Annotated in this window: 11 protein-coding genes; 2 read left to right on the top strand and 9 right to left on the bottom strand. The window is 55.7% G+C overall.

Going from position 1 to position 12,986, the window contains the following annotated elements:
• Positions 1-23: 23 nt before the first annotated feature.
• The 9 genes from ACQUTP_RS08935 to bolA all read right to left on the bottom strand — a co-directional run bounded on the left by ACQUTP_RS08935 (position 24) and on the right by bolA (position 10,581).
• The gene (locus ACQUTP_RS08935) at positions 24-425 is read right to left on the bottom strand and encodes a YbgC/FadM family acyl-CoA thioesterase (protein WP_004204793.1); all 402 of its coding nucleotides are present in this window, start codon (positions 423-425) and stop codon (positions 24-26) included.
• A gap of 111 nt (positions 426-536) precedes the next feature.
• On the bottom strand, positions 537-905 hold the full coding sequence (locus tag ACQUTP_RS08930; RefSeq protein ID WP_004204794.1) for a ComEA family DNA-binding protein: 369 nt from the start codon (positions 903-905) through the stop codon (positions 537-539).
• Between the two features lie 148 nt (positions 906-1,053).
• Positions 1,054-2,928 carry a peptidylprolyl isomerase gene (gene ppiD, locus ACQUTP_RS08925; protein WP_428902408.1) on the bottom strand — a complete coding sequence of 625 codons (1,875 nt, stop codon included), beginning with the start codon at positions 2,926-2,928 and terminating at the stop codon, positions 1,054-1,056.
• A gap of 214 nt (positions 2,929-3,142) precedes the next feature.
• Positions 3,143-3,415 (bottom strand): nucleoid-associated protein HU-beta, encoded by a 273-nt coding sequence (hupB, locus tag ACQUTP_RS08920; RefSeq protein ID WP_002444653.1) that lies wholly within the window; start codon positions 3,413-3,415, stop codon positions 3,143-3,145.
• A 209-nt stretch (positions 3,416-3,624) separates the two neighbouring features.
• Complete coding sequence (lon, locus tag ACQUTP_RS08915) at positions 3,625-5,979, bottom strand: endopeptidase La (RefSeq protein WP_004151336.1); 2,355 nt, start codon at positions 5,977-5,979, stop codon at positions 3,625-3,627.
• 183 nt (positions 5,980-6,162) lie between these two features.
• The gene (clpX, locus tag ACQUTP_RS08910) at positions 6,163-7,437 is read right to left on the bottom strand and encodes an ATP-dependent protease ATP-binding subunit ClpX (RefSeq protein WP_002891807.1); all 1,275 of its coding nucleotides are present in this window, start codon (positions 7,435-7,437) and stop codon (positions 6,163-6,165) included.
• 249 nt (positions 7,438-7,686) lie between these two features.
• Positions 7,687-8,310 carry an ATP-dependent Clp endopeptidase proteolytic subunit ClpP gene (gene clpP, locus ACQUTP_RS08905; RefSeq protein ID WP_002891804.1) on the bottom strand — a complete coding sequence of 208 codons (624 nt, stop codon included), beginning with the start codon at positions 8,308-8,310 and terminating at the stop codon, positions 7,687-7,689.
• Between the two features lie 309 nt (positions 8,311-8,619).
• Positions 8,620-9,918: a trigger factor gene (gene tig / locus ACQUTP_RS08900; protein ID WP_004204798.1), complete on the bottom strand. Its 1,299-nt coding sequence runs from the start codon at positions 9,916-9,918 to the stop codon at positions 8,620-8,622.
• 345 nt (positions 9,919-10,263) lie between these two features.
• On the bottom strand, positions 10,264-10,581 hold the full coding sequence (gene bolA / locus ACQUTP_RS08895; RefSeq protein ID WP_002891649.1) for a transcriptional regulator BolA: 318 nt from the start codon (positions 10,579-10,581) through the stop codon (positions 10,264-10,266).
• A 302-nt stretch (positions 10,582-10,883) separates the two neighbouring features.
• Between bolA and ACQUTP_RS08890 the strand changes: the two genes are divergently transcribed.
• Together ACQUTP_RS08890 and ampG are read left to right on the top strand one after the other, a co-directional pair.
• Entirely contained in the window at positions 10,884-11,462 is a 579-nt protein-coding gene (locus tag ACQUTP_RS08890) for a lipoprotein (RefSeq protein WP_004204800.1), read from the top strand.
• 43 nt (positions 11,463-11,505) lie between these two features.
• A complete protein-coding gene (gene ampG, locus ACQUTP_RS08885; protein WP_004204801.1) occupies positions 11,506-12,981 on the top strand; it encodes a muropeptide MFS transporter AmpG in 1,476 nt (491 codons plus the stop codon).
• Positions 12,982-12,986 lie beyond the last annotated feature (5 nt).

Here is a 12,986-nt window from a genome sequence, read left to right as displayed (position 1 = left end):
CGCACGCACGCACGCGACGGTTGTCAGCGCAAGTTCATCTGGTCGAGTTTCTCACGCAGTTCCCCTTCCAGCGGCAGCGCCTTCTGGGTTTTCAAATCGATACAGACGAAGGTAATCAGCGCATCGGCCACCACCTCGCCGTTGGGGTTGAGAGTGACCACCTGGCTGAGCGTGCCGCTTTTGCCGTTGAGTTGCTCCAGTTTGCTGCTCACTGTCAGCACATCGCCCAGGACCGCCGGACGGCGGTAGTTAATATTAATGTTCACCACCACGAAGGCGATGTTTTTCTCGGTCATCCAATGAAACGCCGGACTCTTTTCCAGACCATCCCAGCGGGCCTCCTCAAGGAACTCCAGGTAGCGTGCGTTATTCACATGCTGGTAGACGTCCAGATGATAGCCGCGAACTTTAATTTGTGTCTGCATAGCATCAATGCCTTTCTGTTATTGTTGTTTATGAGGTAAGAGGTCACACCACTTGATGCAACCTCTTTATCCTGGCAAAAAATCACCGCTGTGCAAGCGCTGGCAAAAAATTTACAGCGTCAGATGGGATAAATTCCGCTCCACCAGCGCGCTGCCCATCCCCGGGACCTGCTTCAGATCATCAAGGGTTTTGAACGGTCCGTACTCCTCACGGTAGCTGACAATCGCCTGGGCTTTTTTCAACCCCACGCCATTCAGAGCCTGCGCCAGCTGTTCGGCGCTGGCGTGGTTAATGCTGACTTTGGTCGCCCCGTTGTTGGCCTCGCCGGGCTCCGCTTTCGCCTTCGCCGAAGAGGACGCCTGGACATGCTCTTTGGTTACCGCCGCTTTGCCGCTGGCGGGGGCAGCCAGCGCGCCCTGTGCGCCTACCGCGAAAACCAGAACGCCCGCGGCCATCAGTGCTTTTATTCCATATTTCATGCTGATATCTCCTTGTGTATAGACAGCAAGGCTACGATAGCGTCAGTGCGGATGGCCGACAAAAGGCAAATCACAGAAATGGAAAGGGCCGCGAAAGCGGCCCTTGAGGATTACATGGTGTTGCGTATTTTTGCGAAATGACGCGAAATTACTGCTGCTGGTCGATGCTGTCGCCCAGCTTAATTTTCGCCGCCTTGCGCAGGTTGCTCATCAGCGCTTCGAAAGCGATTTGGGCATTGTTCTGGGTAATCCCCTGAACCATAGCCTTCTTCTGCTCTTCCGGCATGCTGCCTGCTTTCACTTCATCGAGCGCCACCAGCACCACATCGCCTTGCATGTTGCTGCCAACGCCATAGACCGGTTTGCCCTGCTGCGGCAGCGGCAGAGTAAATGCCAGCTGGCTCAGCGGATCCTGGCCGGTACGGGAAAGCGTCTGCGGTGCGCCAAAGCTCAGGCCAGCCGCCTTCATCGCCTCATCGCCTTTGCCGTCTTTCAGCGCCGCCAGCAGCTTATCGGCATCCCGCTTCGCCTGCTGTTCCGCTTTATTGTGCTTAACGATATCGCTGACCTGTGCCTTCACTTCGGCCAGCGGTTTCACCACCTCGGCTTTGTGCTCGCTGATACGCAGAACAAAGGCGCGATCGCCGTCAACGGTAATGATGTCGGAGTTGCTGCCCGGCGCACCGTTCACGCCGACCAGACCGCCGTTGAAAATAGCGTCAGCGACCGGTTTAAAGTTCAGCTCTTCCGGCAGATTATCGCGGCCAAACCAGCCGGTTTCCACCACCTGCAGTCCGGCGACCTGCGCCGCGCCCGCCAGCGATTCATTATCGTTGCTGGCCGCATCGCTCACCTTCTGCTGCAGCGCATAGTAAGCATCCAGCGCTTTCTCCTGCTTCACTTTCGCCGCAATGTCATTGCGCACGTCAGCCAGCGGCTTGACCTGCGCCGGCTGGACGTCGTCCAGACGGGCCACCAGGAAGCCAACCGAGGATTTGATCACCCCGGAGAGCTGGCCTTTCTCTTTCAGGCCGGCGTCTTTCAGCTCAGGCACGGTAGAAGCATCTTCCATCCACCCCATATCGCCGCCGTTGCGGGCAGAGATAATATCGGTCGATTTTTCTTTTGCCAGCGTGGCGAAATCGGCGCCTTTTTGCAGCTCGGCCAGTACCGCTTTCGCATCAGCTTCAGTTTTAGTCTGAATCACGCTGTAGCGATTACGCTGCGGCTGAGTGAACTGATCTTTGTGCTGGTCATACCATGACTGAATTTCTTCGTCAGAGGCGTTTTCCTGCATGCTGGCGGCATCCATCTTGATGTAGCTTACGCGGAACTGCTCCGGCGCCATAAAACGGGCCTGATTCTGCTGCCAGAAAGCGTTGATTTCCTCATCGCTGGCGGTCTGTTTTTCCGCCAGGGCGTTGACGTTGATGGTCGCTTCGCGAACGACACGCTGCTGAGACACCAGCGCCGCCAGCTGATCGGACTCGCCGGGCAGCATGAAGTCGGTACCCGCAATGGCGTTAATCAGCTGCTGCGTGGTCAGCTGGTTACGCAGCGCCTGGGCGTACTGATCGGTGGTCATCCCCATCTGGGCGACAATACCACTGAAACGCTGGTTGTCGAACTTACCGTTCGTCTGGAACGCCTGCGTCTGGAAGATCGCCTGCTTCACCTGCTCATCGCTGATGCTGAGGCCCAGCTCGCGGGCATACTGATCCAGAAGCGACTCGTCAATCAGGCGGTTCAGCACCTGCTGGCGCATGGTTTTCATGTAGTTTTCGTTCGCCGCCAGCTCGGAGAACTGGTCGCCAAGCTGCTGCTGCATACGGTTACGTTCGCTGGCGACGGCGTTTTCAAACTGCCCACGGCCAATCTCCTGGCCATTCACTTTTGCGGCATAGTTTTTGCCACCGCCAATCAGGTAACCACTCACCCCGGTCAAAATGAACGAGACGATAATGATACCGAAAATAATCTTGAGCACGACGCTGTTGGCGGCCGTGCGTAGGTTGTCCATCATGGTGTAACAACGCTCCGCTGTAGATGACTTTAGCTCGCGCAGCATAGCACGTGATGGCCGCCGCGCGTGAGGACGTATTTTGACAAGAAAACAGGGTGATTGTCAGCCCACAAGTGGCGATAAACACACATAAAGTGGTCTGAAAAGGCAATAAAAAAGGCACATCTCACGATGCGCCCTTGTACTTCGTCACATTCCCTGACGGGAAAGCCGATCAGTTCACCGCGTCTTTCAGCGCTTTACCAGCACGGAAGCCCGGCACTTTTGCGGCAGCGATAGTAATTTCTTTACCTGTTTGTGGGTTGCGACCAGTACGGGCGGCACGTTCTTTAACAGCAAAGGTACCGAAACCTACCAGCGCAACGTCATCCCCAGCCTGCAGAGATTCAGTAACAGAAGCGATTAAAGCATCTAACGCACGTCCAGCTGCAGCTTTAGAAATGTCCGCACCCGCAGCAATTTTGTCAATCAGTTGAGATTTATTCACTGTTCTCTTCCTCTCTTTATAATTTATATCGCACCAGAGTCCTTCATAGTGCGACCGCGCAGCAGTTATATCAGGACTGTCATGCCCTTACAACAGCAGTTGTCGATGACCCCCCTGCCAGCGATCTAAGTTAGCTACACAAAAAAAGGCTGGCAAGTCCGAAATGACTTACCAGCCCTATTTTTATTAGCGCAATTTGCGCAGAATCACTATTTCGCGGTCACAACCTGCATGCCAAACGGTTCGTTTTGCAGCGCAAGTGTCAGAACTTCCTCGATTCGTTTCACCGGATGGATATCCAAATCAGCGATAACGTTATCCGGAATTTCTTCAAGGTCGCGTTTGTTCTCATCAGGAATCAGAACAGTCTTAATACCGCCGCGATGCGCCGCCAGCAGTTTTTCCTTCAGACCGCCGATCGGCAGCACCTGTCCACGCAGCGTAATCTCCCCGGTCATCGCCACATCGGCGCGTACCGGGTTGCCGGTCAGGCAGGAGACCAGCGCCGTACACATGGCAATCCCCGCGCTCGGACCGTCCTTCGGCGTCGCCCCTTCCGGTACGTGGACGTGAATATCACGCTTCTCGTAGAAGTCGGCGTTAATGCCCAGCTTGTCCGCCCGCGAACGTACCACGGTCAGCGCAGCCTGAATCGACTCCTGCATCACCTCGCCCAGCGATCCGGTGTAGGTCAGTTTACCTTTGCCCGGTACGCAGGCGGTTTCGATGGTCAGCAGGTCGCCGCCCACTTCCGTCCACGCCAGACCGGTCACCTGACCGACGCGGTTCTCGCTATCGGCGCGGCCATAGTCGAAGCGCTGCACGCCGAGATAATCATGCAGATTCTCACCATTAATTTCGATGTGTTTCAGCGATTTATCCAGCAACAGCTGCTTAACGGCCTTACGGCACAGCTTGGAGATTTCACGCTCCAGGCTACGAACGCCCGCTTCACGGGTGTAGTAACGAATAATGCCGATAATGGCGCTGTCGTCGACGGTCAGTTCGCCTTTTTTCAGCGCGTTGCGTTCGATCTGCTTCGGCAGCAGGTGACGCTTGGCGATGTTCAGTTTTTCATCTTCGGTGTAACCCGAGAGGCGAATCACTTCCATACGGTCCAGCAGCGGCGCCGGAATGTTCATGGAGTTGGAAGTCGCCACGAACATCACGTCGCTGAGATCGTAATCCACTTCCAGATAGTGGTCGTTAAAGGCCACGTTCTGTTCCGGATCCAGCACCTCAAGCAACGCAGAAGCCGGGTCGCCGCGCATGTCGGAAGACATTTTGTCAATCTCATCCAGCAGGAACAGCGGGTTTTTTACCCCCACTTTCGCCATTTTCTGGATCAGTTTGCCCGGCATCGAGCCAATATAGGTTCGACGATGACCGCGAATTTCCGCTTCATCGCGCACGCCGCCCAGCGCCATGCGGACGTATTTCCGGCCGGTCGCTTTGGCGATAGATTGCCCCAGCGAGGTTTTACCTACCCCCGGCGGTCCCACCAGGCAGAGGATCGGCCCCTTGATTTTGTTCACCCGGCTCTGCACCGCGAGATACTCAAGGATGCGGTCCTTCACGCGCTCCAGACCATAGTGATCGGTATCGAGGATCTCCTGGGCCTGACGCAGGTCTTTCTTGACCTTACTGCGCGCATTCCACGGCACCTGCACCATCCAGTCGATGTAGCCACGCACGACGGTCGCTTCCGCAGACATCGGCGACATCATCTTCAGCTTCTGCAGTTCCGCTTCGGTTTTCTCTTTCGCCTCTTTCGGCATTTTCGCCGCGTCGATCTTGCGCTTCAGCGCTTCGTTTTCGTCCGGGGCGTCGTCCATCTCGCCGAGTTCTTTCTGAATCGCTTTCATTTGCTCATTCAGATAGTACTCGCGCTGGGATTTCTCCATCTGCTTTTTGACGCGGTTGCGAATGCGCTTCTCAACCTGCAGCAGATCGATTTCCGATTCCATCATCGCCATCAGATATTCCAGACGTTCGTTGACGTCGGACATCTCAAGCACGGACTGCTTGTCCGCCAGCTTCAGCGGCATATGCGCCGCGATGGTATCCGCCAGGCGCGCCGGATCGTCGATGCTGTTCAGCGACGTCAGCACTTCCGGTGGAATCTTCTTATTCAGCTTGATATAGCCTTCAAACTGGCTGATAGCGGTACGAACCAGCACTTCCTGCTCACGTTCGTCAATCGCCGGCGAGTCGAGATACTCCGCTTTCGCCGAGAAATGCTCGCCATTATCAGACAGCGCAGAAATGCGTGCACGCTGTAGCCCTTCGACCAGCACCTTCACGGTGCCGTCCGGCAGCTTCAGCATCTGCAAAATAGACGCCACGGTTCCAACGGTGAAAAGATCGTTTACACCCGGCTCATCCGTCGACGCTTCTTTCTGCGCAACCAGCATGATTTTTTTATCATGGTCCATGGCCGCTTCGAGGCAACGGATAGATTTTTCCCGCCCTACGAACAGGGGTATGACCATGTGCGGATAAACCACCACATCGCGCAACGGCAATACGGGGATTTCAATGCGTTCAGAACGCTCAGGATTCATAGAGCTCTCTCTTAGTTTAAAGTCCGCCAGGTAGCCGACGACGCCACACTCCACTGCATCGTCGTTAATATGTAATCCAGTATATGGGGATGTATTCCACACATTCAACGGCGGGAATGCAGGAAAAATAAAAGGGGAGATAAAATCCCCCCTTTTTGTTAACTGCTTGAGTGAAATGGCTAATTATTCGCCAGATGCCTGCTGCGCTTCCGGTTTGCCGTAGATCAGCAGCGGTTTGCTCTGACCGGCGATAACCGACTCATCAATGACCACTTTTTCGACATCTTCCATCGAAGGCAGATCATACATGGTGTCCAGCAGCGCCGCTTCCACAATGGAACGCAGGCCACGGGCGCCGGTTTTACGCGCCATCGCTTTCTTGGCAATGGCATCCAGCGCTTCGTCGCGGAATTCAAGCTCTGCGCCTTCAAGGCTAAACAGCGCCTGATACTGCTTGGTCAGGGCGTTTTTCGGCTCTTTCAGGATCTGGATCAGCGCTTCTTCGCTCAGCTCGTTCAGGGTCGCCACGACCGGCAGACGGCCGATGAATTCCGGAATCAAACCAAACTTGATCAGATCTTCCGGCTCGACCTGGGCCAGCAGCTCGCCTTCGCTCGCTTTGTCGGACTTCGCTTTAACCGTCGCGCCAAAACCAATGCCGGAGCCGGTTTCCACACGGTGGGAAATCACTTTGTCCAGACCGGCAAACGCGCCGCCGCAGATAAACAGGATCTTGGAGGTATCAACCTGCAGGAACTCCTGCTGCGGGTGTTTACGCCCGCCCTGCGGTGGAACGGCGGCGACGGTGCCTTCGATGAGCTTCAGCAGCGCCTGCTGCACGCCTTCGCCGGAGACATCGCGCGTAATCGACGGGTTATCGGACTTACGCGAAATTTTGTCGATTTCGTCGATATAGACGATGCCGCGCTGCGCTTTCTGCACGTCGTAATCGCACTTCTGCAGCAGTTTCTGAATGATATTTTCGACGTCCTCACCCACATAACCGGCTTCGGTCAGGGTGGTGGCGTCCGCCATGGTAAACGGCACATCCAGCAGGCGCGCCAGCGTTTCCGCCAGCAGCGTTTTACCGGAGCCGGTCGGCCCGATCAGCAGAATGTTACTTTTACCCAGCTCTACGCCATTGCTGGTATCGCCATTGCGCAGACGTTTGTAGTGGTTGTATACCGCGACCGCCAACACTTTTTTCGCCTGTTCCTGACCGATGACGTAGTCATCAAGGTGGTGGCGAATCTCGTGCGGCGTCGGCAGCGCGCTGCGCTCGCGGTGCGGCGCAACTTCTTTAATCTCTTCGCGAATGATGTCGTTACATAAATCAACGCATTCGTCGCAGATATACACGGATGGCCCGGCGATCAGCTTACGCACTTCATGCTGGCTTTTGCCGCAAAAAGAGCAATACAACAATTTGCCCGATCCATCTTTGCGTTTATCTGTCATGAGTCCAAACCTCTTTTTAAGTTCTTTGTGCCGCACACGACGACGCAAATGCCATTCTCAGGCGCAAGCCGCCATATAGCGTTGTGCCGCCCTTCATTAGTATATACACAAAATCCTTCGCGCTACATCGCGGCGGTAGCGAAGCGACCGGCCGCCTGCCTGCCCGGCAAGCGTCCGGAAAAATGCAAACCGCTCAGCAAACGTGGCGAGAAGGATGAAGCGTAAAGCGGCACCCTTACGCCCAGGGCATCAATTACGATGGGTCAAAATAGAGTCGACCAGTCCGTACTCCACGGCTTCCGCAGCAGACAGGAAGCGGTCACGCTCGGTGTCACGCTCAATCTGCTCAAGAGACTGGCCGGTATGATGCGCCATCAGCTCATTCATGCGTCCTTTCACCTTCAGGATTTCACGGGCGTGGATCTCAATATCCGTCGCCTGCCCCTGATAGCCGCCCAGCGGCTGGTGGATCATCACGCGGGAGTTCGGCAGGCAGAAACGCTTGCCCTTCGCCCCGGCGGTCAGCAGGAACGCGCCCATGGACGCGGCCTGGCCCATACAGATGGTGCTGACGTCCGGCTTGATGAACTGCATGGTGTCATAAATCGACATCCCGGCGGTGATCACCCCGCCCGGAGAGTTAATGTACAGGTAAATGTCTTTTTCCGGGTTTTCCGCTTCCAGAAACAGCATCTGCGCCACGATCAGGTTTGCCATGTGGTCTTCGACCTGGCCGGTCAGAAAAATGACGCGTTCCTTAAGCAGACGGGAGTAGATATCAAAAGAACGTTCACCGCGTGAGGTCTGTTCAATGACCATCGGCACCAGGGCCATATGGGGTGCAAAGTTGTCTCGTTCGCCACTGTATGACATTTCCGTCTCCTGGAGTAATTTTAAAATACCTGCTGCACTGATTGTAACCTTACGGACGGATTATCAGCCACAGTTTCTATCCGCTGAACGCGTCACCGCCTCTTCAACACGCGTGCGATTGCGGATGCAGTTGCCTCCCTCGGTAATGGGGATGGCGTTGCCATATTTCAAGCATAACAAGCTTTTGCTGTAACGCTATCATGGTAAATGCGTTTTAGCACCGTGCCTGAGGCTATCATTATCCTAAAAAAAAACCCGCCGCCTTTCGGCAACGGGTTTTTGCCCGAACCTTGAACAATCGCGGCGAAATTACGCCTGCTGGTTCATCAGTTCGTTGAAGGAAGTGGCTTTTTCAGACACTTTGGCTTTCGCCAGCACGGCTTCAACAGCCTGCTCTTCCAGCGCCACGTTGCGCATGTTGTCCATCAGCTCTTTGTTCTTGCTGTAGAACTCAACCACTTCTGACGGATCTTCGTAAGCAGAAGCCATCTCTTCGATCAGGCCTTTCACGCGCTCTTCGTCAGCTTTCAGCTCGTTGGTGCGAATCACTTCGCCCAGCAGCAGGCCAACCACTACGCGGCGTTTAGCCTGCTCTTCGAACAGTTCGCGCGGCAGTTCCAGGGCCTGTTTCTCGTTGCCACCGAAACGCTGAGCAGCCTGGCGACGCAGCACATCGATTTCGCTGTCGATCAGAGCTGCCGGAACGTCGATGTCGTTAGCTTTAACCAGACCTTCGATAGCCTGAGACTTCACGCGGTTACGCACAGCGCCTTTCAGCTCGCGTTCCATGTTTTTACGCACTTCAGCGCGCAGGCCAGCGACGGAACCATCTTCCACGCCGAAACGTTTGATGAATTCTTCGGTCAGCTCCGGCAGTTCACGTTCTTCAACTTTCTTCAGGTTGATAACGAACTTAGCCGCTTTACCTTTCAGGTTTTCTGCGTGGTATTCTTCCGGGAAGGTCACGTCGATGGTGAACTCGTCACCCGCTTTGTGGCCTTTGATACCGTCTTCGAAGCCCGGGATCATGCGACCCTGGCCCATCGCCAGTACGAAGTCAGAAGCTTTGCCGCCTTCGAACTCTTCACCATCTACGGAACCGGTGAAGTCGATGGTTACGCGATCTTCAGCGTCAACCGCGCCTTCTTTTTCTTTCCAGGTTGCCTGCTGCTTGCGCAGGGTTTCCAGCATGGTGTCAACGTCAGCGTCGGTCACTTCAACAACCGGTTTTTCTACTTCGATCGCTTCCAGACCCTGCAGTTCAACTTCCGGATACACTTCGAACTCTACCGCGTAGGTGAAGTCTTCACCCAGTTTGTATTCGCCCGGAACGTAGTTCGGCGCGCCGGCCGGATTGATTTTTTCTTTGATGATCGCGTCAACGAAATGACGGCTCATCAGGTCGCCCAGCACGTCCTGACGAACGGAAGCGCCATAGCGCTGAGCAACAACATTCATCGGCACTTTGCCTTTACGGAAGCCGTCAATGCGAACTTTTTTCGCTACGTTGACCAGCTCGCTTTTGACAGCATTCTCGATGCTGTCAGCGGCGATAGTAATCGTTACACGGCGCCCAAGGCCCTGAGTGGTTTCAACTGAAACTTGCATCTTGTTACCTCAAAAAAATCACAGTGCTCGGTCAACTCTGGAAGCGCGTGTAGGTGGCTTCGCAGAACCGGGATGCCCTCTTCAAATCAGAAACACATTCCCTGTCGTCAGAATCATCCCGAAGACATTCATATATAAGACGCGGCATTATAGCGGCATCACTTTTGTGAGTCGAGAACGGTTGTCGCCTGGTGCTGCGGCATTTTTCACATTTCCCGCTCAATTTTGTCCGCAAAAGCGCTGAGTTTGCGCATTTTCCAGGCAAAACAAAACGGCCCGTAGGCCGTTTTTGCTAAATCTGCAAGCAACATACTGGAAAAGCGCCAGCGGTTGCAAATGGGATTTCTAGGCGATGCTCCCCGCGCCGCGGCACGGCGGCGAGGCGAAAACCGTATCCTGTAGCGCTTCCCATTCTTTAATCGTGTAGGTGTGCAGCGCCAGGGCGTGCACCGTATTCGACAGCTCCTCGGTTAGCGTGCCGTAGATCATACGGTGGCGATTAAGGAAACGCTCGCCAGTGAAGCGATCGCTCACTAACACCACTTTAAAATGACTTTCAGAGCCCGCAGGGACGTTGTGACGATAACTTTCATCCACGACTTCGAGATACATCGGGTCGAACGCTGCTCTAAGTTTTGCTTCGATCTGTTCACGTATCATCATGAATTTTCTCCTCCGACAACGCTGAGATGCCGCCACTCCATTTAAATGTTAGCCGCTTTTACCGCTTCCATTAGGAGAAAACAACAAAAAATTAGCATTGTTCTGATATTTTCATTCAAAAGTATCACGTTTACTGGCTCTGGTCGCCAGATCCGCCGGGGAAAGAGCGATTAACCGTGGCGGGACGCTCAGAAAACCGCCAGGGCGATGGATTTACACGCGTTGCCACTTCCCCTTGCCGTTGGCAATGCTATGATGGCGGTAATTTTCCTTATAACAACACCATGCGTTGAGACCTGAACATGCTTAAGAAGATCCTTTTCCCGTTGGTCGCCATGTTTATGCTGGCAGGATGCGCCACGCCGCCGACCACCATTGAAGTATCGCCGAAAATCACGCTGCCGCAGCAGGATCCTAGCCTGATGGGCGTGACCGTCAGCATCAACGGCGCCGACCAGCGTCCGGACCAGGCGCTGGCGAAAGTGACGCGCGACAACCAACAGGTCACCCTTACCGCCTCCCGCGATCTGCGCTTCCTGCTGCAGGAAGTGCTGGAGAAACAAATGACCGCGCGCGGCTACATGATTGGCCCGAACGGCGCAGTCGATCTGCAGATCATCGTCAACAAACTCTACGCTGACGTCTCCCAGGGCAACGTGCGCTACAACATCGCCACCAAAGCCGATATCGCCATCATCGCCACCGCGGCAAACGGCACGAAGATGACCAAAAACTACCGCGCCAGCTACTCGGTTGAAGGTGCCTTCCAGGCCTCGAACAAAAACATCGCTGATGCCGTCAACAGCGTCCTGACTGATACCATCGCCGATATGGCGCAGGACACCAGCATCCACGATTTCATCAAGCAAAACGCGCGTTAATGCCCCCACGAACCCGGCCTCCGCCGGGTTCGTGCTTTATGCTATGTCCAGTCACTACTTACGCATTTTTCAGCAGCCTAAATCAGCGATTTTGCTGATCCTCGGCTTCGCCTCCGGTCTGCCGCTGGCCCTCACCTCCGGTACCCTGCAGGCCTGGATGACGGTGGAAAACATCGATCTGAAAACGATCGGTTTTTTCTCGCTGGTCGGCCAGGCCTATGTCTTTAAATTCCTCTGGTCCCCGCTGATGGACCGCTACACGCCGCCGTTTCTCGGGCGCCGTCGCGGCTGGTTGGTGACCACCCAGGTCCTGCTTCTGCTGGCCATCGCGGCGATGGGCTTTCTCGAACCTGCCTCCCAGCTGCGCTGGATGGCGGCGCTGGCGGTAGTGATCGCCTTCTGTTCGGCGTCGCAGGATATTGTTTTTGACGCCTGGAAAACCGACGTTCTGCCAGCGGAAGAGCGCGGCGCTGGCGCCGCGATCAGCGTGCTGGGCTATCGCCTCGGGATGCTGGTCTCCGGTGGTCTGGCCCTGTGGATCGCCGACCGCTATCTCGGCTGGCAGGGCATGTACTGGCTGATGGCGGCGCTGCTGGTGCCCTGCATCATCGCCACGCTGCTGGCGCCCGAGCCAAGCGACGTTATCCCGGTTCCCCGGTCGCTGGAGCAGGCGGTAGCTGAACCGCTGCGCGATTTTTTCGGCCGTAACAACGCCTGGCTGATTCTGCTGCTCATCGTTCTTTATAAGCTTGGCGATGCGTTTGCCATGAGTCTGACCACCACCTTTCTCATCCGCGGCGTCGGTTTTGACGCCGGCGAGGTGGGAATGGTGAACAAAACCTTAGGCCTGTTCGCCACCATTCTTGGCGCCCTGTACGGCGGCGTCCTGATGCAGCGATTGACGCTGTTCCGGGCGCTGCTGATCTTCGGTCTGCTGCAGGGGGTTTCCAACGCCGGCTACTGGCTGCTGTCGATTACCGATAAGCACCTCTATTCCATGGCGACCGCGGTATTCTTTGAAAATCTGTGCGGGGGAATGGGGACGGCGGCGTTTGTGGCGCTGCTGATGACGCTGTGCAACAAGTCGTTCTCCGCCACCCAGTTCGCGCTGCTCTCGGCGCTGTCCGCGGTTGGCCGCGTGTACGTCGGGCCGATTGCCGGCTGGTTTGTCGAGGCCCACGGCTGGTCCACCTTCTATCTCTTCTCCGTGGTCGCGGCGGTGCCGGGGATCGCGCTGCTGCTGCTGTGCCGACAAACGCTCGAGCATACCCAACGCACGGCAAGCTTTATACCGCGTAGCGAATATCCGCAGGCCTATGCGCTGGCGCTGGGGATCCTGACGCTGGGCTGCCTGCTGCTGGCGGTATGGCTGGGTCTGCTGATCCTCAACGCGCTGGATTATACGTCGTTCAGCTTCCTGTCCGGACTGCTGGAGGTTGCCGCGCTGACCGCCGTTAGCGGTATTTTGTTCGGCGGCCTGCTCGACTACCTGGCGCTGCGTAAAACCCACCTGATTTAAGGACG

Source organism: Klebsiella sp. 2-CIP_Kleb. (assembly GCF_050378715.1).
Classification (GTDB): Bacteria; Pseudomonadota; Gammaproteobacteria; order Enterobacterales; family Enterobacteriaceae; genus Klebsiella; species Klebsiella quasipneumoniae.
Note: the sequence above shows the minus strand (reverse complement) of the source record. Positions and strands in the feature narration are given on the sequence as shown.